This is a genomic window from Pandoraea sp. E26 (assembly GCF_000681415.1).
GTDB classification, from domain to species: Bacteria; Pseudomonadota; Gammaproteobacteria; order Burkholderiales; family Burkholderiaceae; genus Pandoraea; species Pandoraea pnomenusa.
In genome coordinates this window covers 51,878-74,379 of record NZ_AYXJ01000050.1, presented here as the reverse complement: position 1 = coordinate 74,379, position 22,502 = coordinate 51,878, and the positions used below count along the sequence as shown (strand labels likewise).

16 protein-coding genes and 1 tRNA gene are annotated in these 22,502 nt (G+C 64.3%); 9 read left to right on the top strand and 8 right to left on the bottom strand.

Going from position 1 to position 22,502, the window contains the following annotated elements; genetic code table 11:
• Positions 1-14: 14 nt before the first annotated feature.
• From W930_RS0124760 to gloB, 3 genes are all read right to left on the bottom strand, one after another.
• Positions 15-1,916 (bottom strand): propionate--CoA ligase, encoded by a 1,902-nt coding sequence (locus W930_RS0124760; RefSeq protein WP_023871806.1) that lies wholly within the window; start codon positions 1,914-1,916, stop codon positions 15-17.
• 517 nt (positions 1,917-2,433) lie between these two features.
• On the bottom strand, positions 2,434-4,107 hold the full coding sequence (locus tag W930_RS0124755; RefSeq protein ID WP_023595159.1) for a transglycosylase SLT domain-containing protein: 1,674 nt from the start codon (positions 4,105-4,107) through the stop codon (positions 2,434-2,436).
• Positions 4,108-4,445: 338 nt separating this feature from the next.
• Complete coding sequence (gene gloB / locus W930_RS0124750) at positions 4,446-5,273, bottom strand: hydroxyacylglutathione hydrolase (protein WP_023595158.1); 828 nt, start codon at positions 5,271-5,273, stop codon at positions 4,446-4,448.
• 14 nt (positions 5,274-5,287) lie between these two features.
• Between gloB and W930_RS0124745 the strand changes: the two genes are divergently transcribed.
• From W930_RS0124745 to W930_RS0124730, 4 genes are all read left to right on the top strand, one after another.
• Positions 5,288-6,166 (top strand): methyltransferase domain-containing protein, encoded by an 879-nt coding sequence (locus tag W930_RS0124745; protein WP_023871807.1) that lies wholly within the window; start codon positions 5,288-5,290, stop codon positions 6,164-6,166.
• Between the two features lie 11 nt (positions 6,167-6,177).
• Positions 6,178-6,624 carry a ribonuclease HI gene (gene rnhA, locus W930_RS0124740; RefSeq protein WP_023595156.1) on the top strand — a complete coding sequence of 149 codons (447 nt, stop codon included), beginning with the start codon at positions 6,178-6,180 and terminating at the stop codon, positions 6,622-6,624.
• Positions 6,625-6,738: 114 nt separating this feature from the next.
• A complete protein-coding gene (gene dnaQ / locus W930_RS0124735; RefSeq protein WP_023871808.1) occupies positions 6,739-7,479 on the top strand; it encodes a DNA polymerase III subunit epsilon in 741 nt (246 codons plus the stop codon).
• A 268-nt stretch (positions 7,480-7,747) separates the two neighbouring features.
• A tRNA-Val gene (locus W930_RS0124730) sits at positions 7,748-7,822 on the top strand.
• Positions 7,823-7,974: 152 nt separating this feature from the next.
• Here the strand turns inward: W930_RS0124730 and W930_RS0124725 are convergent.
• Positions 7,975-9,228, bottom strand: coding sequence for a hypothetical protein (locus W930_RS0124725; protein ID WP_145929467.1), 1,254 nt, complete (start codon positions 9,226-9,228; stop codon positions 7,975-7,977).
• Positions 9,215-10,621, bottom strand: a complete 1,407-nt coding sequence (locus W930_RS0124715; protein ID WP_023871810.1) for a surface lipoprotein assembly modifier — start codon at positions 10,619-10,621, stop codon at positions 9,215-9,217. The genes W930_RS0124725 and W930_RS0124715 overlap by 14 nt, the downstream gene beginning before the upstream one ends.
• A 637-nt stretch (positions 10,622-11,258) precedes the next feature.
• On the opposite strand from W930_RS0124715, the gene W930_RS0124710 reads away from it, so the two are divergent.
• Positions 11,259-13,499: an NADP-dependent isocitrate dehydrogenase gene (locus W930_RS0124710; protein ID WP_023871811.1), complete on the top strand. Its 2,241-nt coding sequence runs from the start codon at positions 11,259-11,261 to the stop codon at positions 13,497-13,499.
• Positions 13,500-13,666: 167 nt separating this feature from the next.
• Here the strand turns inward: W930_RS0124710 and W930_RS0124705 are convergent, their stop codons facing one another.
• Entirely contained in the window at positions 13,667-14,977 is a 1,311-nt protein-coding gene (locus W930_RS0124705; protein ID WP_023871812.1) for an MFS transporter, read from the bottom strand.
• A 619-nt stretch (positions 14,978-15,596) separates the two neighbouring features.
• Here W930_RS0124705 and W930_RS0124700 point away from each other — a divergent pair.
• Positions 15,597-16,496 carry a PhzF family phenazine biosynthesis protein gene (locus W930_RS0124700; protein WP_024788837.1) on the top strand — a complete coding sequence of 300 codons (900 nt, stop codon included), beginning with the start codon at positions 15,597-15,599 and terminating at the stop codon, positions 16,494-16,496.
• Here W930_RS0124700 and W930_RS0124695 read toward each other — a convergent pair.
• Together W930_RS0124695 and W930_RS0124685 are read right to left on the bottom strand one after the other, a co-directional pair.
• Positions 16,471-17,676, bottom strand: a complete 1,206-nt coding sequence (locus tag W930_RS0124695) for an arabinose transporter (RefSeq protein ID WP_024788838.1) — start codon at positions 17,674-17,676, stop codon at positions 16,471-16,473. The two genes, W930_RS0124700 and W930_RS0124695, sit on opposite strands and share 26 nt — an antisense overlap.
• Before the next feature lie 441 nt (positions 17,677-18,117).
• The gene (locus W930_RS0124685; protein ID WP_023595146.1) at positions 18,118-18,768 is read right to left on the bottom strand and encodes a TetR/AcrR family transcriptional regulator; all 651 of its coding nucleotides are present in this window, start codon (positions 18,766-18,768) and stop codon (positions 18,118-18,120) included.
• 114 nt (positions 18,769-18,882) lie between these two features.
• Between W930_RS0124685 and W930_RS0124680 the strand changes: the two genes are divergently transcribed.
• The 3 genes from W930_RS0124680 to W930_RS0124670 all read left to right on the top strand — a co-directional run bounded on the left by W930_RS0124680 (position 18,883) and on the right by W930_RS0124670 (position 22,429).
• Positions 18,883-19,722 (top strand): metal-dependent hydrolase, encoded by an 840-nt coding sequence (locus W930_RS0124680; protein ID WP_028731391.1) that lies wholly within the window; start codon positions 18,883-18,885, stop codon positions 19,720-19,722.
• Positions 19,723-20,004: 282 nt separating this feature from the next.
• Positions 20,005-21,045 carry a porin gene (locus tag W930_RS0124675; RefSeq protein ID WP_023595144.1) on the top strand — a complete coding sequence of 347 codons (1,041 nt, stop codon included), beginning with the start codon at positions 20,005-20,007 and terminating at the stop codon, positions 21,043-21,045.
• 91 nt (positions 21,046-21,136) lie between these two features.
• Positions 21,137-22,429, top strand: coding sequence for an NCS2 family permease (locus W930_RS0124670; protein ID WP_023595143.1), 1,293 nt, complete (start codon positions 21,137-21,139; stop codon positions 22,427-22,429).
• Positions 22,430-22,502 lie beyond the last annotated feature (73 nt).

Below are 22,502 nucleotides of genomic sequence, written 5' to 3'. Positions count from 1 at the left end.
ACCCCATGACCCTACTACACCGCTTTGACCGCGTCACGTACCTGTTCGAGCGCCGCCGGATCTTCGATCGTGATGAGGTCGCCCGTTTCGCGGCCTTCGCAGATCGCCTGGATCGCCCGGCGCAGGAGCTTGCCGGAGCGGGTCTTCGGCAGCATCGAGACGAAGAACACGCGCGCCGGACGCGCCACCGCGCCCAGTTGTCTGTCGACCGTCTTCATCACGTCGCCCTCGAGCGCCATGCGCGCCTCTGGCGTGGCTGCCAGCTCCGGCTGGCGCAGCACGGCGAACGCCATCGCCACCTGCCCCTTGAGCGCATCCTGCGCGCCGATCACCGCCACCTCGGCCACGGCCGGATGGCTCGCGATGCTCTCCTCGATCTCGCGCGAGCCCAGCCGGTGCCCGGCCACGTTGATCACGTCGTCGGTGCGCCCGAGAATGAAGTAATAGCCGTCGTCGTCGCGCACGCCCCAGTCGAAGCTCGAGTAAAGCATCCGCCCCGGCACCGTCTCCCAATACGTCTTGACGAAACGCGCGTCGTCGCCCCATACGGTGCTCATGCATCCCGGCGGCAGCGGTCCTTCGATGGCCAGCACGCCCTTCTGATTCGGCCCGCAGTCCTCGCCCGTGACCTCGTCGACGAGCTTCACGTCATAGCCATACACCGGCTTGCCCGGCGACCCGAGCTTGCCCGGCAACACCTCCACGCCGCGCGCCATGCCGAGGATCGGCCAGCCCGTCTCGGTCTGCCAGTAATTGTCCACGACGGGCTTGCCGACGCCATCGGTGAGCCAGCGTGCGGTCGGCTCGTCGAGCGGCTCCCCGGCCAGGAAAATCAGCCGCAGCGAGGACAGATCGTATTGCGTCAGGTATGCCGGGTCCTGCTTCTTGAGCACCCGAATGGCCGTGGGCGCGGTGAAGAGCTGCGTGACCTTGTACTTCTCCACGATGCGCCACCAGATGCCGCCGTCCGGACGAATCGGCGTGCCCTCGTACATGACCGTTGCAATGCCCGCGAGCAACGGCGCGTATACGATGTAGCTGTGGCCGACGACCCAGCCGATGTCCGACGCGCAGAACATCGTGTCGCCCGGCCGGGCGCAGAAGATGTGCTGCATCGACGAGGCGAGTGCCACGGCGTATCCGCCGGTGTCGCGCTGCACCCCCTTGGGCTTGCCCGTGGTGCCGGACGTGTAGAGCACGTACGACGGCTCGCTCGATTCGAGCCATTCGCACGCGACGAAAGCGTCGAGATGTTGTTCGCGCAGCGGCGCGTAGTCGACGTCGCGACCGGGCACGCGCGTCATTTCGGCCAGGCCACGATCGATGAGCAGCACGCTCGACGGCTTGTGCCGTGCGAGTTCGATGCCCTCGTCGAGCAGCGGCTTGTACGGGACGACCTTGCCGTTGCGCGAGCCGGCGTCGGCCGAGACGATGACCTTCGGCTGCGCGTCGTCGATGCGCGCGGCGAGATTCACCGAGGCGAAGCCCCCGAAAACGACCGAGTGAATTGCGCCAAGCCGCGTGCATGCCAGCATGGCGAACAGCGCCTCGGGCACCATCGGCATGTAGATCAGCACCCGCTCGCCGCGACCCACGCCCAACGATTGCAGCGACGCCGCCATGCGGTTCACCTCCGCCGCAAGCTCGTCGTACGTATAGACGCGCTCCTGCCCGGTCTCGGTCGAGACCCAGATCAGGGCATTCTGCGTGCCACGCGACGGCAGGTGGCGATCGACGGCGTTGTGGCAAAGATTGGTACGCCCGCCCACGAACCAGCGCGCAAACGGCGGCTTGTCGTAATCGAGCACCCGCGTGAAGGGCGTCTCCCAGTCGATCAGGCTGGCCTGTTCCTCCCAGAAGGCCTCGCGCGAGTCAGGGGCGATCGAGCGGGCGTGAAATGACGCGTACGAAGTCATGGTGTCTCCTTGCATGTATTTGATGAGCTCACGCGGCCGCCACCCCCGGGCGATGTCGACGGTGGGTCGGACCTGGCTGCGCGGCGCCGGATCGGGCCGGCTGGGTCGACGGCGTGTGGCCATCGAACGGCAATTCGCTTCGGTGCAATGAAATCGTCGGACACGGGCCACGTGCCTCGCGTTCAGTGTGCGCGTTGACGCTTACGGAAGGCTTACCGTGGACGCACGCGCCCCCGCGCAAACGCTAGGGGATTACGCCGATGCGCGAACGTCGGCAGCGCGCACCGGTAAGTCGTCGGCATCGCCTGTTCACGCGCGTGGCGAGATGACGCGAAGCCCGGAGGCGCTCACGCACGCATAAGGCGTTGGCCAACGTGCCGTCGACGCGCAAAAGAAAGCGCCTGTGAGGGAATCCTCACGGGCGCTCGATTTGATGCGGGGTTGTCTATGGGCTCGGGACCATTGACGAGCGAACGATATCGAATCGATGACCGTTCGCCAGAGCCCGGGGGCGACTTCAGCGTTGGGCCGTTTTGGTGACCTTGGTCGAGGCCTTCGCTGGCGCCTTCGCGGTCCTGGTCACCGCCTTTGCCGACGCCTTGGCGGTCTTGCCAGTCGTCCTGGCCGGAGCGGCCTTGCTGCTGGCGGCCACCTTCGCCGGCTTGGCGGCGGGTCGATGGTCGACCACGCGAATCATTTTGCCGTTCTTGCCACGCACCATGCGCGTGCGCGGCGCTTCCTCGTCGTCCTTTGCGGCAGGCGCCGATGCAGCGGCAACACGCGAAGCGTCCTTGACCGGCACGTGAAGCACCAGCAGTTGGCCCGACGTGAGCCTGTCACTGCGCAGACGATTCCAGCTCTTGATCTGCGCGACGCTCACACCACTGCGCGACGCGACGGCAGCGAGCGTGTCGCGCTTGCGCGCACGCACCATGATCTTGCGCGTATCCGGCAGGTCCGGCTCCAGCGCCAGCACGGCATTGCTCGCCACCGACGGGCTGATGTCCTGGTCGATGTCGTCTGAGCGCGGCACCAGCAGCGTCGAGCCCGCCTTCAGGCGCATGCGCGGCGCGATGTTGTTGACGGAGCGGATCACCGCGGCGTCGACACCGAGCTTGCGGGCAACGTCTTCCGGACGCTCGCGCGAAGACGAGGTGTAGGTCGTCCAGCTCGAGAGCGGCTTGTCGTAACTCTTCAGGCGACGCTGAAACACTTCCGCACTGTCGAACGGCAGCAGGATCTGCGGCTGCCCCGCGCCCAGGATCACGGGCTTGCGGAACGACGGGTTGAGCGCGCGGAATTCGTCGAGCGGCAGATCGGCGAGCTTGGCGGCGAGCGCCACGTCGATGTCGCGCTTGGTCGTCACGCTAACGAAATACGGGTGATTCGGAATGTCCGGCAGCTTGACGCTGTAGACGTCGGGGTGCGCGATGATGTTCTTGATCGCCTGCAGCTTCGGCACGTAGTAGCGCGTTTCGGTCGGCATGCGCAGGCTCAGGTAGTCGGTCGGCAGCCCCTGCGCCTGATTGCGGTCGATGGCGCGCTGCACGTTGCCTTCGCCCCAGTTGTACGCGGCAAGCGCCAAGTGCCAGTCGCCGAACATCGCGTAGAGCTTCGACAGATAGTCGAGCGCGGCGGTCGTCGAAGCGAGCACATCGCGGCGCTGATCCTGCCACATGTTCTGCTTGAGGTTGTACGTCTTGCCGGTGCTGGGAATGAACTGCCACATACCGGCCGCCTTCGCCGTGGAGAGCGCCTGCGGGTTGTAAGCGCTTTCCACGAACGGCAGCAGCGCGAGTTCCGTCGGCATATGACGGCGCTCGAGTTCTTCGACGATATGGAACAGGTACTTGCTCGACCGGTCGATCATGCGCTCGACATACTCGGGGCGCTGCGCGTACCACTGCGTGCGGTCCTGCGCGAGGTCGGTGTCGAGATCGGGGATGGCAAAGCCGTGGCGGATACGTGACCAGAGATCGGCGTCGTCGCTGCCGTAGGCCAGATCGTTGATCGAGTCGTTGTCGAGGTCGATGGTCTGATCGCTCGAAACGCGTTGTTTGCCTTTTGCGGTCGAGGCGAGAGGCGACTTGCTCTGCGCATCGGGAGTCGTATTCGACGCACCTGTGGTCGGCGCTGTGCTGGCGCAAGCCGCCAGAAGCAGCGTCAGTAACAAGCTAACGATAAGTCGCATTGATCGGGCTCGAATGGGGTTACATCTTCATGAAATTGGCAAGGATGGTAAGGAAACCCTTCAGATGCGTCAACCTTTCTGCCTAATTTTTTTGCAAAAATCTCATCAAAATGGCCGAAATTTAAGGGTTATCCCCGACCGGGAACCCACGAGATGTGGTCGTAACGACACACGGAAGGTACGCTCGGATCGCATGCGCGATGCCATCGATATGACTCCGAAACATCACGTGTGGGGCAATGAATCAGGGGTGAGCAGACGAGCCGACATGTGTCAACGTCCGCAATGCGGCAGATGTCATCGCGCGTCGTGCTGTTGACAGCGCGACGCGCTCTCGATCAACGGAAGTTGTCTTTCCAGCCGCGGATGGCGGCGAATACCGCCTCCCGAGACAGCGACGTGCGCCCGGCGTGCCGCTCGGCGGCCGCGACGACCGCCGGTGCGTCGCTGCGCAGGAACGGGTTCGTCACCCGCTCCTGGGCGAGCGTGGTGGGCAGCGTGGGACGCCCTGCCGCGCGCAGCGCCGTGGCCTCCTGATGCCAGGCGGCGAGTGCCTCGTTGTCCGGATCGACGGCCAGCGCGAAGCGAATGTTCGACAGGGTGTACTCGTGGGTGCAATGCACGAGCGTGGCCGGCGGCAGCGCCGCGAGCCTGTCGAGCGATGCGAGCATTTGCGCCGGCGTGCCCTCGAAAAGGCGCCCGCATCCGCACGAAAACAACGTATCGCCGCAGAACAGCCGCGGCACGCCCGCCGCGCCCGCGCCGAGGAAGTAGGCGACGTGGCCGGACGTGTGGCCGGGGACATCGATGACCTCCAGCGTCATGGCCGGCGCCGCGATGTGCACCGTGTCGCCGCCCGCGTGGGGATGATCGACGCCCGCGATGGCTTCACGCGCCGGGCCGTGCACCGGCACATTGAAATGCCGCAGCAACGTGCCCACGCCGCCGACGTGATCCGCATGCTTGTGGGTGATGAGAATGGCGCGCAGCGTGAGGCCGCGCGATTCGAGATAGGCGAGCACCGGATCGGCGTCGCCGGGATCGACGACAACAGCGTCTTTGCCGTTGTCGATGACCCAGAGATAATTGTCCTGGAACGCGGGGACGGGAAAGACGGTCAGTGTTCCGGCCGACTGCCCACTTGCCGCATCTGCGTGCGCATCCATATATACTCGCCACCATGTCAGAACGTCCGATTATAGACTGGCCCGTCTGGCTCGTCTCACCGCCAGGCCGCTACGCGCTCGCATGGGAACAGGCCCTCTTCGATCAATGGGTCGGGGATCTGTTCGGCTATCACGCGTTGCAGCTGGGCCGTCCCGAGCTCGATACGCTGCGCGAGAACCGCATGCCCTACCGAGGGCTCGTGCTACCCGCCGCACGGGGGCCAGAGGCCCCCACGCTCATGACCAAGGCCGCGAGCGACACGACCGATACGACCACGTGCGCGACGGCGGCGGACGGCACCACGCCCATCGCATCCGAGATGGTGGCGCGCGACATCCTGGTGAGTCGATTCGACGAATTGCCGATCGCCACGGCCAGCACCGACCTCGTTGTGCTGCCGCACGTGCTCGAGTTCGCCGAGAACCCGCACGACATCCTGCGCGAAGTCGAGCGCATTCTCGTGCCCGAGGGACAGGTCATCATCACCGGCTTCAACAACCTGAGCCTGTGGGGCGCGCGCGAAGAGCTGGGACGTCTGGCGGGCGCGCCGTTTCTGCCCCCGGGCGCCGACCTCATCGCCTTCACTCGCCTGAAGGACTGGCTCAAGCTGCTGTCGTTCGACATCGACCGTGGCCGCTTCGGGTGCTACCGGCCGCCGCTGCGCGGCGATCACTGGCTGCAACGCTTCGAGTTCATGGAGTCCGCCGGCGATCGCTGGTGGCCGATCTTCGGCGCCTTGTACGGGGTTCGCGCGGTGAAGCGTGTGCGTGGCATGCGCTTGGTCGGCAAGGTCCGCAAGCGTATACTCGCGCTCCAGCCTGCGGCGGCGCCGGTGGCCACACCGAACACCACGCACCGCCAGATGGCCGAAGCGACCGAAGTGTCCGACTGATCGTTTGAGAGATGACCTTGCCGCAAGTTGAGATCTATACCGACGGTGCCTGCAAAGGCAATCCCGGCCCCGGCGGTTGGGGCGCCCTGCTCGTTGCCGGCAAACACCGCAAGGAAATGTTCGGCGGCGAGCCGAATACGACCAATAACCGCATGGAGCTGCTTGCCGTCATTCGCGCGCTCGAAGCGTTGAACAAGCCGTGCCATGTCGTGCTGCATACCGATTCGCAGTACGTGCAAAAGGGCATCAGCGAATGGATTCACGGCTGGAAGGCCCGAGGCTGGAAGACCGCCGCGAAGGAGCCCGTGAAGAACGCCGACCTGTGGCAGGAACTCGACGCCGTCTCTCAGAAGCACGAGATCGACTGGCGCTGGGTGAAAGGTCACGCGGGACACGACGGCAATGAAGCCGCCGACCAACTGGCCAATCGCGGCGTGGAGAGTCTGCGGCGCGGGTGACCTCGCGCGCGGGCGAGCGACCGCGCGTTGCGCGAGTTCGTCAGTCCGGCGGTCCGTGAGACCATACGGCCGCGCGTGCCAATTCCGAAAGTACGAGCCAACTACCGAAACATCATGCGACAACTGATCCTCGATACCGAAACCACCGGGCTGAACCCGAAGACGGGGGACCGTCTGCTGGAGATCGGTTGCGTCGAACTGGTCAATCGCCGCCTGACCGGCAACAACCTGCATTTCTACATCAACCCCGAGCGCGACAGCGATCCGGGGGCACTGGCGGTGCACGGCCTGACGACGGAATTCCTCTCCGACAAGCCCAAGTTCGCGGAGATTGCGGAAGAGCTGCGCGAGTATTGCCGCGGCGCCGAAATCATCATTCACAACGCCGCGTTCGACCTGGGCTTTCTCGACATGGAGTTCGGGCGCCTCGGCTGGCCGCCTTTCATGGAGCACTGCTCTGGCCTGATCGACACGCTGCTGCGTGCGCGGGAGATGTTCCCTGGTCGGCGCAACTCGCTGGATGCGCTGTGCGAACGTCTTGGCGTGAACAATGCGCATCGTACGTTGCACGGCGCACTGCTCGACGCAGAACTGCTCGCCGACGTGTACCTGGCGATGACCCGCGGTCAGGAGAGCCTGGTCATCGATTCGGGCGACGGCGACGAAAGCGACGCGGGCGCACATCGCGAAAAGATCTCGCTGCGTCAATTCGAACTGCCGGTCATCCTCGCGGCGGCTGAAGAGATCGCACTGCACGGCGCGGTACTCGACGGCATCGACAAGGGCATCAAAGGGACATGCGTCTGGCGCACGGAACCGGCAGCGCCGGAAGGTGAAGCGACGCCGGCTGCGTGACATGACAGGGATTCGCGAGGTATCCGCGAAAAAATTGCACGGAGCCCTTCCCAAGCGAAGAAAACATCCCTATAATCGCTGTCTTTGCTGCTTGCGAGTCATCGCGAGAAACGGCGTGAAGTGATCGAGAGATATCGTCACGGCGGCAGCAAAACAAGATTGAAAAGAAAGGTTGCAGACTTCTACGAAAACAGTTAAAGTTCTGCTCCTGATTGCGAAGGAAAGACTTCAGCAATCAACACTAAATCATTGATTTAGTTAATGATTTGGGTGGTTAGCTCAGCGGTAGAGCACTGCCTTCACACGGCAGGGGTCACAGGTTCAATCCCTGTACCACCCACCAGATTCGAAGGGCCGACGATACGTCGGCCCTTTTTGCATTCTGCGCCGGCATCACAGTGATCGCGTGCGATTGATCCCGCATGCCGCAACGACGAGACAGGCGCCCGCTTCAATGCGAGCGCACCTCCCCTGCCCTGCACCACACCTCGCACCTCAGCGCTTGAACCCCGCCGCCCCCGTTACCCGAATCTCAGGGCCCGAGAGCGAGTACACGATGCCCGCATTGTTCGCCGCCGCGCCGGTCAGCACGCCTTGCGTCGAAAACGTACAAGCGCCGCCGACACACGCGCCGCCCGAGACGTTTTGCGTCATCGTGTCGAACGTTGCACGCGCACCGTCCGGGCCAACCACCGTCATGCCGGCGCCGGTCGCGTAAGTCTGCCCGGGCATGGCGATATTCAGATTCGGCGTGACGTCGTAGCGCGCATTCTGGAACGCGATGCTCAGCGATCCCGTCAACGTACCGGTCGCACCGGAAATCCTGTCGATAGCCTTCGTTGCGCCGGCGAGCGCATACGTCATCGTGCCCGAGATCGGCAGATTCGCATCCAGCGTGGGCTTGCCAACGATATAAGGCATGCCCGAACTCCACGTCGACAAATCGATCGTCTCGCCATGATCGGATATCGTGCCCGCCGTCCAGCGCCCCCAGCCCAGATCGTCCAGTTTGCCCGCGTCGGCGACCGTCACGGCCGACACGACATTGAACGGCATGTCCGATCCCACGAACTTCGTCATCTCGCTCGCGGCATTGAAGGTCGCCGTGCCCGTGCCAAGACTTGCGATACCGTCCGAGCCCCAGTTCATCATGTAATACCCCGCGCCGCTGGTCAGCACGACGGGGGGTGGGAGCACCGGCGGCGTCACAAGCGGGGGCGTCAAGACCGGCGGAAGCTCGGCGGCGGGCGGCCGTGGCGTCGGCAACAGCACGACAGGCCCTGTAGCCGGTGTGGGCTGCGTCGGCGAACCCGTTGCCGAAAATATCGGGGGCGGCGTGAAAAGGATTCCCGGATTCTGCGGAAGCACGACCGGCGGCACGCTGAAATTGGGCGTGAAGCCGAATTGCCCGGCCGAGAAAAGCGGCGATCCACCACCATTGCTCACGACGATCGCGCCACCCAGCACCTCGACATAGAGACCCGGACTCGCCCCACCCGGCACAGCACCCGCAGCAGTGCCTCCTGAAGCTGACACCACCGGCTGCGGCAGGAATCGCGAGAAGTCGAGCCCTCCACTCTGCGCTCTGGCCTGCGGGATGACGAAAGAAGCCACCGCCGATGCGATGGCGCTCCATTGCGCAGCGCGGCGTGCGGGAAAACGCAAGGCCCGACGAGGCCCCGACAACACGATGAATGTCATGATCGATCGCTCCGGATCGGCGTGAGGATTGAGATCAGCGGAAGTCATAGCGAGCCACGACCTCGTAGACACTTCGGTGGTACTGGTACAGCGGCTGGCTGGAGCCATTCCGCGTGAAGCTGAATTGCGGCGTGATCGAAAACGCCTTCGTCACGAAGTACGAATAGCCAGCCCTCACGTCAAGCTGACGGTCGCTGCGCTCCACGAGAAACAAACTGTCGAGCGTGTCGTAGTTGCGTCGCTCGATGCTAGCGCTGGCGAACAGCAGTTGATCCGGCATCACGTGCCATTCGCCGCCGAGTCGCGCGCCCCACAGCCGATTGCCGAACGCGGCGGACAAGTCGTCCTTGGGCTTTTCTCGCCCCGCGTACAGCGAGGCATAAGCGACCGGCGCGCCATAGACCGACGAGAATCCCTTGACGATCGACGCGCCAACGATGGCGCGATTCACGTCGCGCGCATTCGTGCCCATGTAGCGAATCGGCGTGTACTGCGCGAACGTCGCCACCTGAAGGTCGCTGCCAAGATCGCGCGTCCACTGCGCGGTGAAGCCGTTGAGATTGCGGTAGCTCTCCGAATCGACCCACATGTGCTGGTTGGCGTACTGAAGTCCGAAATTGTTCGGCCCGGACAACCAGTTCGCGCCCAGTTGAAGCAAATAGCTGCCCTGATCGAAGGCGCGCGCCTTATCGGCGTAGGTGCGCACATCGACCTCTCCCGATGCCGACACCACCAGGTTGTCCGTCACGGCATGTCGCACGCCTAGCCCGCCACTGATGTCGCCGAAGTTCGCCGGCGTTCCGCGCGAGGCGCCGTCGAGGACGAACATCAAGCCGCCCAGTGCCGGAATCGCGATCGCGGAATTCGTCGTCGCGTTGTTGGCATTGGTATCGTGCCCGACGTTGCCCTGCACGTAGCCGGTCCAGGACGTACGCGCGCCCGCAGGCGCATTGATCGCGTTCAGGTAGGCCTCGATGACCGGACGCACACCCTCGGGGACCTCGCCCGCGGCCACCCCCTCGAACTCGCGTCTCGCGTTATCGCGCTGCCCGAGCAGAAAATAGGTGCGCGCCAGTTCGAGGTGAGCCGGACCATCGCCAGGACGGGCCGCCACGCTGCGTTTGAGTGCGCGCTCGGCAACCTCGAGGTGATGACTGTCCGCGGCAGCGATACCCAGCAGGTAGTCATATTCGCCGTCGCCCGCCAGACGGCTCTCCAGCGGCGCCAGCAACGCGTAGGCCCGTGCGGGCGATTTGGCGCGCATCAGCGCGCGAGCCTCGGAGATCGCGGCGTTTCCCGCGTCGGACGACGAGGCAGGCGGCCCGCCGACAGCGGCAGTGCCGTCTGCGACGAGCGTGCCCGCGGCATACGCGCCATGCGTCAGAACGGCACCGAGCACCGCTGCGGCAAGCGCACTTCGGCGAAGCGTTGAAACAGACATGCAGTGATTCCCCGGTACGGCGAAGCATCGGGCATGCATGCCCGACGACGCTCGCGGAACAATGATTGGTTTTGTGCGCTACGGTCGAATACCACCATGCTGCGTTTTCATTCTTCTGATGACGGCAGCGAGGGAGCGCGCGCGGCACAGCAAACGGGGGGAGGACTGTGCATGGGAACCGTTGGCGGCTTCCCAAGGTCGGCGCTGGGCGCCATTAGAGCGCAACCGCCCAGCCATGGCAAGCGGCAGACCGAGAGCCCCCCCCAACCGTACGCACCGGCTGCGAGCGACACTACGCAGTCGCGGCGCATGCCCCGCGGAAATGCATGCGCGACATCGCAACATCAATAGATTTTTTAAATCAAAACTAAAATTCGATCAATTTAACCACATACCGATCCAACTTCCCGCCGGGGCGTGGCGCGACCCGTGCCCCGCGCGACGGGGATTTCCACGATATGACGGGGCCTTCAGAGCCAGTCTTATATAAGACTGACGCATTCACATTACGAAAAGGCATTTCAGTTTTGCCCCTGACCCGTGTCACAATCGAGAGAATTTGTCATGGCTAGCGGACTGTCACCCCAGTCGGCGGCGTTCCCCCACCTTTTCCTGATTCTTGAATCCGAGACCAGCGATGAGTACGCAGCAATCCAGCATCATCTACACCCTGACCGACGAAGCACCGCTTCTGGCCACCGGCGCCTTCCTCCCGATCATTCGCACGTTCACCGCGCCGGCCGGCGTGGCGATCGAGACGAGCGACATCTCGGTGGCAGGTCGTATCCTCGGCGAATTCCCCGAATTCCTGACGGAAGAACAGCGCGTGCCGGACAACCTCGCCGAGTTGGGCCGCCTCACGCAGGATCCGGACACCAACATCATCAAGCTGCCGAACATCAGCGCTTCGGTGTTCCAGTTGCAGAGCGCCATCAAGGAGCTCCAATCGAAGGGCTACAAGGTGCCGGACTATCCGGAAGACCCGAAGACCGACGAAGAGAAGGCCATCCAGAAGCGCTACTCGAAGTGCCTGGGCTCGGCCGTGAACCCGGTGCTGCGCGAAGGCAATTCGGATCGCCGCGCCCCGTTGGCCGTGAAGAACTACGCCAAGAAGCATCCGCACAGCATGGGCGAATGGAGCATGGCTTCGCGCACTCACGTGGCGCACATGAAGCACGGCGACTTCTACCACGGCGAAAAGTCGATGACGATCGACAAGGCTTGCGACGTGCGCATGGAACTCGTGACGAAGAGCGGCAAGACCATCGTGCTCAAGCCGAAGGTCTCGCTGCTCGACGGCGAAATCATCGACAGCATGTTCATGAGCAAGAAGGCGCTGTGCGAGTTCTACGAAGAACAGATGGAAGACGCCCGCAAGACCGGCGTCATGTTCTCGCTGCACGTGAAGGCCACCATGATGAAGGTCTCGCACCCGATCGTGTTCGGCCACGCCGTGAAGATCTTCTACAAGGAAGCCTTCGAGAAGCACGGCAAGCTGTTCGACGAACTGGGCGTGAACGTCAACAACGGCCTCGTGAACCTGTACGAGAAAATCGAGGCGCTGCCGAGCACGCAACGTGAAGAGATCATCCGCGATCTGCACGCCTGCCACGAGCACCGTCCGGAACTGGCGATGGTCGACTCGGCCAAGGGCATCTCGAACCTGCACGCACCGAACGACGTGATCGTCGATGCCTCGATGCCGGCCATGATCCGCCTGGGCGGCAAGATGTGGGGCGCCGACGGCCGTCCGAAGGACACCAAGGCCGTGATCCCGGAGAGCACGTTCGCCCGCATTTACCAGGAAATCATCAACTTCTGCAAGACGAACGGCGCATTCGACCCGACCACCATGGGCACGGTGCCGAACGTCGGCCTCATGGCGCAGAAGGCAGAAGAGTACGGCTCGCACGACAAGACGTTCGAAATCGTCGAAGACGGCGTGGCGAACATCGTCAACATCGCCACGGGCGAAGTGCTGCTCTCGCAGAATGTGGAAGCCGGCGACATCTGGCGCATGTGTCAGGTCAAGGACGCCCCGATCCGCGACTGGGTAAAGCTCGCGGTGAACCGCGTTCGCAACTCGGGCATGCCGGCCGTCTTCTGGCTCGACCCGTACCGTCCGCACGAAGCCGAACTGATCAAGAAGGTCGAGACGTACCTGAAGGACCACGACACCACCGGCCTCGATATCCAGATCATGTCGCAAGTGCGCGCCATGCGTTACACGCTCGAGCGCGTGATCCGCGGCCTGGACACCATTTCGGTGACCGGCAACATTCTGCGCGACTACCTGACCGACCTCTTCCCGATCATGGAGCTGGGCACCAGCGCCAAGATGCTGTCGATCGTGCCGCTGATGGCCGGTGGCGGCATGTACGAAACGGGCGCCGGCGGCTCGGCACCGAAGCACGTCAAGCAACTGGTCGAGGAGAATCACCTGCGTTGGGACTCGCTGGGTGAATTCCTGGCGCTGGCCGTGTCGCTGGAAGACCTCGGTATCAAGACGGGCAACAACCGCGCCAAGATCCTCGCCAAGACGCTCGACGCGGCAACCGGCAAGCTGCTGGACAACAACAAGGGCCCGTCGCCCAAGACCGGCGAGCTCGACAATCGCGGCAGCCAGTTCTATCTGTCGATGTACTGGGCACAGGAACTCGCCGAGCAGAAGGAAGACGCCGAGCTGGCCCAGCGCTTCGCGCCGCTGGCCAAGCGACTGGCCGAGAACGAGAAGACGATCGTGGCCGAACTCGCCGAAGTACAAGGCAAGCCGGCCGACATCGGTGGCTACTACAAGCCCGACTTCGACAAGCTCGAGCAAGTCATGCGCCCGAGCAAGACGTTCAACGCCGCGCTGGCAAGCGTCGCGACGGCGTAAGCGCGAAAGCGATCGAGGGCGGGTCGGCACGACCGCCCCGCAGCATCCAATGAAAAAGCCGGCGAACGCCGGCTTTTTCTATTTCACGGACCACGCACGACAAAGGCGACATTGGCGACATCGGCGGCATTGGCACCGCTGCCGCCATCACCGTGCTCTGAAGCGTTTCAGCGGTTGACCTGCGCCTTCGATTGCGTGAGCGCCAGCACGGCCCCCAAGGCGAGCGCGGCCGACACGCAGTACATGCCGGCGTTGGTGCTTTGCGTCACGTCCTTGAGCCAGCCGATGACGAACGGGCTCACGAAACCGGCCAGGTTGCCGATCGAGTTGATCATGCCGATGGCGGCAGCAGCCGAGCCGCCGACGAGCAGCGCGCTCGGGTACGTCCAGAACACCGGCATCGTGGCCAGCATGCCGGCCGTGCCGACCGACAGCGCCACCATGGCGAGCGGGACATTGTTGCCCCAGACCGTGCTCAGGTACAGGCCCACGGCCCCGGCAAGCGACACCACGGCGAAGTGCCAGCGGCGCTCGCGCGTGCGGTCCGAGCTGCGCGCCACGGCGATCATGCTGAGCACGGCGCAGGCGTAGGGAATGGCGGTAAGCAGCCCCACGTCCAGCGCGCTCTTCACGCCGCTGGCCTTGATTAGCGTCGGCAGGTAAAAGCCAATGCCATAAAGGCCCATCATGCAGCAGAAGTAAATCGCGGCCATGAGCCACACACGACCGTTCGCGAACACCGACGCGACCGAGTGCTGCACCTTGCCCGCGCTGTCCTGCGCGATGTTGTGCTCCAGAACGGCCTTTTCGTCTTCGGTGAGCCAAGTGGCCGCGCGAATGCCGTTCGGCAGATACATGAGCGTGATCACGCCGAGAATCACCGACGGAATGGCTTCGATGAAGAACAGCCATTGCCAGGCGGCCCAGCCGCCCACGCCATTGAACGCCGCGAGAATCCAGCCCGAGAGCGGACCGCCGAACACGCCCGCGACGGGAATGCCGATCATGAACAGCGCGTTCATGCGACCGCGACGCTGCGCCGGGAACCAGTAGGTCAGGTACAGCACGATGCCGGGGAAGAAGCCCGCCTCGGCCACGCCGAGCAGAAAACGCACGACGTAGAACTGCGTGGGTGTCTTCACGAATAGCGTGGCCGCCGAGAGCACCGCCCACGAGATCATGATGCGCGCGATCCAGCGGCGCGCACCGACCTTGTGCATGATGATGTTGCTCGGCACTTCAAAGAAAAAGTAGCCGATGAAGAAGATGCCGGCGCCCAGGCCATAGACCGTCTCGCTGAACTGAAGGTCGTTGAGCATCTGCAGCTTGGCGAAGCCGACGTTGACACGGTCGAGATACGCCGCGACGTAACAAAGGAAAAGGAACGGCAACAAACGCCAGGTCGCTTTGGCGTAGGCTTGCGCCTCGATCGCGCGCGACTGCGCACTGGGTTGGGTACCGCTAGCGATAGTACTCATGGTTTCCACTTCGAACTTCGGCTGCCATGCAGCCGGAATCAAGACTGCAACGCTGCCGCCGGACCACTCGCACCGATCACGCCGCCTTACCCACCCGACTGCTCTGAAGACCTCACGATTCCCATGTCGCGGGAATCGATTTCGCGGAGTCCGTCGACATTGTCTCCGGACGTCTGCGCCCAGCCTGAGGGCCTGCGCGACGTTTCTCACCCGGCCATCCCATTTGGGGATTGGGAGGCCGCCGCGATTGTAAACCATAGGACACCGCTCTATATGGAGCAGTCCTTCAGTCACTGATCACATTCCGAAATCGTAAGTCGCCCGACTGTGGCAAGAGCGCGACAGCCAAACGCCATTGACAGGACGGTCGACGATGCGCCGCGTCAATGCCCCGATGGCGCGCCGATATTCGACGTGGCTGCCTGACACCCGCGTGGCGATGAAAATGCGTCCGAAAGATTCGGCACGCCGCGGGCCATCGATGCCTGACGGTCGTGTGATTTCACGCGTACCCTTAAGGCTTCCCTTACGCCGATCGCGTTGCCGGCGCGGAACATCATCCCGACAGATGCCGCCCCACGCGACGTCGACCACTGTCCCGCTTTCCTCGAGTCGAATCATGACCGTCCACAACCCGCTCTCGCTGCCCGCACCTGCCTCGGTTTGCCTGGTCAGCGTCTTCCCCGCCACAGACGACGGCGGCAACCCCGCCCCGATCGTGCTCGACGCCGACGCGATGTCGGAAGGCGATATGCGCGCCGTCGCGGCGCACTACGGCCACGAGAGCGGCTTCGTCATGGCCTCGACGCAGCCGGACCGGGCGTGGCGCTTTCGCTTTTTCGTACCGAATCACGAGATGGAGATGTGCGGTCATGCGACGCTGGGTGCGTTGTGGGTATTGCGCCGCGCGGGACGCTGGGACGGCAGGCCGGTCACGATCGAGACGCTGAGTGGCCCGGTCGAAGGCAGGCTGGCCGCCGACGGCGAGCACATCGAAGTCAGTCAGCCGGCGGGGCGCACCGAGCCGGTCATCGACGCGAGCGCCATCGAGGCAATCTGCGCCACATTGCGAATCTCGCCCGACGATATTGCCCCGGAAGGTATCTGCAACGCGGCGACGAGTCGCGTGAAGACACTCGTGCCGCTGCGCAGCGTGGCGACATTGCAGGCGCTGCGGCCCGACTTCGCCACGATGGCCGCCACGTGCGACGCCATCGCATCCACTGGTCTGTACCCTTGCGCGCGCGAGGCGGTGGGCGATGGGCGCGCGTTGCCGGTGTTGCAGGCGCGCCAGTATCCGCGCGCCTCCGGCTATCCCGAAGATGCCGCGACCGGCATCGCGGCAGCCGCACTGCTTTACGGCGCGCGCCGCTACGGCTGGCTTCTCCCTGGCGAGCGCGGCGTCGTCGTGCGCCAGGGGGTCGCCATGGGACGCGCCTCGGCGATCACCGTGACGCTGCGCGATCCGCTCGACGCCGCCGCGGGCTGTTGGATCAGCGGCGACGTGCGCGCAATATGACGACGACGATGACGCCCACCGCTGCCGCGAGCCCACCGCACAGGAAGACCGCGCGATAGCCGAACGGGTTGGCCACGGCGCCGGCGAGCGGCCCGGTCAGGAGAATGGCGACGTCCTGAAACGCGGCATACGTGCCCAGGCTCGTGCCACGGCTCGCGGCGGGCGCACGCTGCACCACCTCGATGCCCAGTGAGGGAAAGATCAGCGATGCGCCGGCGCCGGCGAGCGCGGTGCCGGCCAGCGCAAGCCACGCGCCCGGCGCCTGCCACACCAGCAACAGGCCGACGGCTTCGACCGCGAGCGACGCCTGCGCCACGCGCAGATTGCCGAAGCGCTCGGGCCAACGTCCACCGATCAGTCTCACCAGCACGAACGCGAGCCCGAAGGCCGACAGCGCGACAGCAGCGCCCGACCAGCGCGACGCATCGAAGTACAGCACCACGAAAGCGCCGACCACCGCGAAACCCACCCCCTGCAATGCGAGCGCCAGCCCCGGCAGGAAAACGATGCGCAACACCTGCGAGTACGGCAGCGCACGCCCCGTCTGATGCATCGGCGCCACGCCGGGAATCCGCGAAATCACGACCCAACCGGCGATGGGCAGCAGACAGATCGCGATGGCCACGCCGATGAGCGCGGTAGCCCCATAAAGCGAGAGGCCGAGTGGCGCGCCGACGGCAAATCCGCTGAAGACGGCCGCCCCGGTCCACGACATCACACGCCCCGATTGCGATGCCCCCAGACTGCCGATGGCCCACGTCAGCGTGCCGGTGATGCACAGGCTCTCGCCCACGCCCAGCAGCAAACGTGCCACGGTCAGCACCGCCAGCCGGGGCTCGGGGGACAGCGTGACGAGCCCGGTCGCGAGCAGGGCAACACCGGAGAGCCCGACAAACGTCAGCCCGCGCATCAGCGCAACACGGGCGCCGCGCAGATCCGCCGTGCGACCGGCGAATTTGCGCGTGAGCACCGTGGCGAGCGACTGTACGCCGACAGCGAATCCGACCACGATGTTGTGAAAACCGAGAACGTCGTGCACGAACAGCGGCACGACGGACAGCGACATGCCGATGGTCAGGCATGCGAGGAAGACGTTCAGCGAGAAGCGCAGCAGCAGCGCCGTTGCGCTGGCTGTTGCGCTGACGGTCGCGTCAGCGGCCGGAGTTGCGGGGGACGGCATGTGTCAAGACTCCATGAGGGGCCGGCAGACGCGAGTGCCGCGCACACGTCGGCGACCGAAGCGACAGGGCATCGATACCGATGGGCGCGGCGCGAGCGCGAGCCGGCGGGCGAACGATCGCGACGCAGGCATCGGAACGAACCGGCAGTACGGACAAATCGGGAGAGAAGGCGCTTGTGGCGCGTGGAGAACCGGGGATTGCGCCGAATGGGCTGCCCGGTGGTTCATCGACGAACGCACGCCCCTCGACCGACGTGCCGGATCGCCCGGTCGCTGTCGCGGAGTATGCGTTGGTTCACGTGAACGCTTACGTGGCACCGGCCGATCACATCGCCGGATACCAAAAATCAGTTCGCATTCTAGCCACGCACTTTGCGTAAGGCAAGTCGAGGCGCGTCACACCCTTGCGCCAGCGGCGACGGGGCTGGCCCCCGGACCGCCTCAAGTGTCCGCGCGCAGGAGCCCCCAGCACAACCGGTAAAGCTCGTCCTCGAATTCAGGCGTGCCAAGCAACGGCGAGTCTTCGAGCGCCGCCGAGCGCAGCGTGCCCATCACGGCACGCGTGAGCACGAACACGGTCGCAGCACTCGGCGGGCGCATCTCGGGCGCGTCGCGCCGCGACATGGCGACGGCAATGTGCTCCGCGGCCTCGCGCATGGCCTGCATGATGTTCTCGTGATGGTCGAGCTGCCACGCCATCTTGATGAGCGAACGCTTGACGCGCCCCCCCGCACCGAACGCCTCGATCAGCACACGCAGCCGCTCGCGAATGACACGTTCGGGGTCGGCGCCCTCTTGCGCGGCGCGCGCGATGCGCTCGTTGAGTTCGTCCATGACCCGCCGGCGCTCGCGCGCGATCATCGCGAGCAGGATCGCCTCCTTCGTGGGGAAGTACTGATAAAGCGTACCGATGGAGAAACCCGCCTTCCTCGCGATGCGATTGGTCGTGAGCGCGGCTTCGCCTTCTTCGTCGAGAACCTGAGCGGTGGCCTCGAAAATGGTCTCGACGGTATGTTGCGCGCGAGCCTGCATCGGCCGCTTTCGCATGGTGGACGAGGCATTCGGCGACGTGGGCGGCTTGGTGGTGGACATGAGGAAAATCTGAGTGGGAAGCGAGTTGCGGCCAGGCGCCTGAAAAATGAATAATGCTCACATTCGCACCGAATATCAAGCGATTCCTCAACCCGACCGGGGAGATACGACACCATGAGCCATGACATTTCCGCGCTGACCGTGCGCAAGCTGACGGTCGATCTGGCCGCCGGCTTCGATCGGCACTGGCACAGCGGCGACGCCTATCGAACGATGTACTACAACGCGTTGTCGATGAGTTTTCCGGTCGGCGAGCAGTCGTTCATCGACTCGGTGCGCAACACGATGGATCGGCTTCCGGCGGACGCCCGCTACGACACGTTGCGCGCCGACATCGCCCAATTCATCGGGCAGGAAGCCACACATCGCCATTTGCATGGTCAGTACAACGCGCAACTGGCCAGGCAGGGGCTGGTGAACCACTGGGAGAACTGGGCGAACCGGCGCATTCGCTGGGCCCACCGCCGCAAACTCTCGCCGATGTACATGCTCGCGGTCACCGCGGCGTATGAGCACTGCACCGCGGTGTTCGGCGACGGCGCATTGCGCTATGACCGATGGCTGGCGAACGCCGAACCGAAAATGCGCCTGATGTGGCGCTGGCATGCGGCGGAGGAAACGGAGCACAAGGCGGTGGCGTTCGATCTGTACCGTGCACTTGGCGGCAGCGAGCGCCAACGGGTGCTCACTTATCTCTACGTGCTCGTCATGTTCGCGCTCGAGAGCCACGCGCAGACGATCAACAACCTCTGGCACGACGGCACGCTCTTCAAGCCCCGCACGTGGTGGGGATTCGCCACGATGTTCTTCGGCCGCGACGGCGTGGTCTGGCGCAGCACTGGGCCGATGCTGAAATACCTCGCACCGTCGTTTCATCCGAACCGGCACGGCGATCCGAGCCTCGCGCGGAATTGGCTCGCCGCGCATCACGCCAGTTGGCGGGCGATTCGTTAGCGCACGCGGCGCAACGCCGATCGGAGACCGCAACGGGAGGCAAGCGGTCGGCTGCCGGTGTTAACCCGCGAACTGTGACGACAACAACGTAATACCGGGTATCAACGCTGCGTGATATTTCGCGCGAGGCATCCTGATAATAATGATCACGCCTCAAAGCAGCACCGATACCCGCGCGAAGCGAAGTCAGTGTGTCAATGACTCAGGCGGCCCCTTGCACTCGTCGGTGACGAACGGAAGTCCAGAGGCACGCATAAATCATAACGAGACGGAGACACATTCATGAGCAAGGCAGCAGGTTGGCTGCGGGGCGCGCTCGCCCTCGCGGTCTGCGGCGCGGCGGGCGTCGCTCACGCGCAATCGAACGTATCGCTTTACGGTCAGGTCGACGCCTGGGTCGGCGCGGCCAAGGCCCCCGGCGGCGAGCGCGCGTGGACGCAGGGCGGCGGGGGCATGTCGACCTCCTACTGGGGGATGAAGGGCTCGGAAGATCTCGGCGACGGTCTGAAGGCGATCTTCACGCTGGAAGACTTCTTCCTGCCGCAACGCGGTACTTATGGCCGATTCACGGGCGACAGTTTCTTCTCGCGCAACGCTTACGTCGGCCTTCAATCGAATACCCTCGGCACGATCACCATGGGGCGTCTGACGACGTCCTATTTCGTCTCGACGATTCTTTTCAATCCGTTCGTCGACTCGTATACCTTCAGCCCGATGGTGTATCACACGTTCCTCGGCCTCGCGGGCCAGGGCATCGTGGGCGACTCGGGATGGAGCAATGCGGTGATGTACGCCACGCCGGATTACAAGGGCCTGGGCGCCAGCGTCTCGTACGCCTTCGGCAACAAGGCCGGCGAGACGGGCCAGAACAAGTGGAGCGCCGCCGCCATGTATTTTCATGGTCCGTTCGCCGCCACGCTCGCCTACCAGCAAGTGAAGTTCGATACGACGCCCGACGACATGGCCGGCATCGCGGGCTTTCGCAATCAGCAGGCGTTGCAGGCCGGCATGACGTACGACTTCCGGGTGGTGAAGCTGTTCGGCCAGTATCAGTACATCAAGAACACGATCGCGGGCGGTAACCTCACCTCCAACGGCGGTCAGCTCGGGGTTTCGGTGCCGCTCGGCGGCGGCCGCGTGATGGCTTCCTACGCCTACACGAAGAATTCGGGCGCCAACACCAGCAGTCGTAACACCTGGGCGCTCGGCTACGATTACGACCTCTCCAAGCGTACGGACCTGTACGCGGCCTACCTGAACGACAAGGTCTCGGGGCTCGACGCCGGGAATACTTTCGGGGTGGGCATGCGCATGAAGTTCTGACAAACTCGTTTGCACGGACGCGCCCGCAGTACAATGCGCGCGCCCCCGCTGCACACGGACAACGGCATAACAAAGTCACAAGGAGAGCACGTTGCTGACCAAATTCTTCAAGCTCGAGGAGCATGGCTCCAATGTACGCACGGAAATCGTGGCGGGTCTCACGACCTTCCTCACGATGTCGTACATCATTTTCGTCAACCCGAACATCCTGGGCACGACCGGGATGGACAAGAGCGCCGTGTTCGTCGCGACGTGCCTGGCCGCCGCGATCGGCTCGGTGGTCATGGCTTTCGTGGCCAACTATCCCATCGGCATGGCCCCGGGCATGGGGCTCAATGCGTTCTTCGCCTTCACGGTCGTGGGCGCCATGGGCTACACGTGGCAACAGGCGCTCGGCGCGGTGTTCATCTCCGGCTGCCTGTTCATCATTCTGACGGTCACCGGCATTCGCTCCTGGCTCATTGCCGGGGTACCCAAGTCGCTGCGATGCGCCATCGCCGCCGGTATCGGCCTCTTTCTCGCCATCATCGCCCTCGGTAACGCCGGCGTCGTCGTGGCCAATCCGGCAACGAAGATCGGTCTGGGCGACCTCCACTCGCCGCAGGCCCTGCTTGCCATCTTCGGCTTCTTCCTGATCGCCGTGCTCGACGCCTTGCGCGTGCGTGGCGCGATCCTGATCGGGATTCTGGTGGTCACGGTGCTGTCGATGGTCCTGGGCCTGAACCAGTTCCAGGGCGTTTTCGCCATGCCGCCGAGCCTTGCCCCGACGTTCCTCCAACTCGATATTCCGGGCGCGCTGCACGCCGGCTTCGTGCATGTGATCCTGGCCTTCGTGCTGGTGGAAGTGTTCGACGCGACCGGCACGCTGATGGGCGTGGCCAAGCGCGCCGGCCTGCTCGAAGGTACGCACTACAAGGGACTCGGACGTGCATTGTTCGCCGACTCGATCGCCATCTTCATCGGTTCCCTGCTGGGCACGAGCAGCACCACCGCGTACGTGGAAAGCGCCTCGGGCGTGCAGGCCGGCGGCCGCACCGGCCTTACCGCGCTCACGATCGCCGTCCTGTTCATCCTCGCGCTGTTCATCGCGCCGCTGGCCGGCTCCGTGCCCGCCTATGCCGCCGCCCCGGCGCTGCTGTACGTGGCCGGCCTGATGCTGCGCGAACTGCTCGACGTGGAATGGGACGACGTCACCGAAGCGACGCCTGCCGCCCTCACGGCGCTGGCCATGCCGTTCACGTACTCCATCGCCACGGGTCTGGCCTTCGGCTTCATCTCGTACGCCGTGCTCAAGTTGTTCACCGGGCGTGCCAGGGAAGTCCATCCGGCCGCCTGGGTCATCGCCGTGCTGTTCGTGCTGAAGTACGTGTTCTTCCCGGGCTGATCGCTAAGATTTGTCCGAGATTGCGTCGGCATCCAGCTGACGCGTCAAAGCCAACGGCCCGCCGGATGACTCC

What these genes read in the sequence shown, in the direction of transcription:
- dnaQ (WP_023871808.1), top strand. Translation starts at nt 6,739, where the DNA reads ATGCGACAACTGATCCTCGATACCGAAACCACCGGGCTGAACCCGAAG.
- W930_RS0124675 (WP_023595144.1), top strand. Translation starts at nt 20,005, where the DNA reads ATGAGCAAGGCAGCAGGTTGGCTGCGGGGCGCGCTCGCCCTCGCGGTC.
- gloB (WP_023595158.1), bottom strand. Translation starts at nt 5,273, where the DNA reads ATGGATGCGCACGCAGATGCGGCAAGTGGGCAGTCGGCCGGAACACTG.
- W930_RS0124695 (WP_024788838.1), bottom strand. Translation starts at nt 17,676, where the DNA reads ATGCCGTCCCCCGCAACTCCGGCCGCTGACGCGACCGTCAGCGCAACA.
- W930_RS0124700 (WP_024788837.1), top strand. Translation starts at nt 15,597, where the DNA reads ATGACCGTCCACAACCCGCTCTCGCTGCCCGCACCTGCCTCGGTTTGC.
- W930_RS0124680 (WP_028731391.1), top strand. Translation starts at nt 18,883, where the DNA reads ATGAGCCATGACATTTCCGCGCTGACCGTGCGCAAGCTGACGGTCGAT.
- W930_RS0124760 (WP_023871806.1), bottom strand. Translation starts at nt 1,916, where the DNA reads ATGACTTCGTACGCGTCATTTCACGCCCGCTCGATCGCCCCTGACTCG.
- W930_RS0124755 (WP_023595159.1), bottom strand. Translation starts at nt 4,107, where the DNA reads ATGCGACTTATCGTTAGCTTGTTACTGACGCTGCTTCTGGCGGCTTGC.
- W930_RS0124745 (WP_023871807.1), top strand. Translation starts at nt 5,288, where the DNA reads ATGTCAGAACGTCCGATTATAGACTGGCCCGTCTGGCTCGTCTCACCG.
- W930_RS0124705 (WP_023871812.1), bottom strand. Translation starts at nt 14,977, where the DNA reads ATGAGTACTATCGCTAGCGGTACCCAACCCAGTGCGCAGTCGCGCGCG.
- W930_RS0124715 (WP_023871810.1), bottom strand. Translation starts at nt 10,621, where the DNA reads ATGTCTGTTTCAACGCTTCGCCGAAGTGCGCTTGCCGCAGCGGTGCTC.
- W930_RS0124685 (WP_023595146.1), bottom strand. Translation starts at nt 18,768, where the DNA reads ATGTCCACCACCAAGCCGCCCACGTCGCCGAATGCCTCGTCCACCATG.
- W930_RS0124725 (WP_145929467.1), bottom strand. Translation starts at nt 9,228, where the DNA reads ATGACTTCCGCTGATCTCAATCCTCACGCCGATCCGGAGCGATCGATC.
- W930_RS0124710 (WP_023871811.1), top strand. Translation starts at nt 11,259, where the DNA reads ATGAGTACGCAGCAATCCAGCATCATCTACACCCTGACCGACGAAGCA.
- rnhA (WP_023595156.1), top strand. Translation starts at nt 6,178, where the DNA reads ATGACCTTGCCGCAAGTTGAGATCTATACCGACGGTGCCTGCAAAGGC.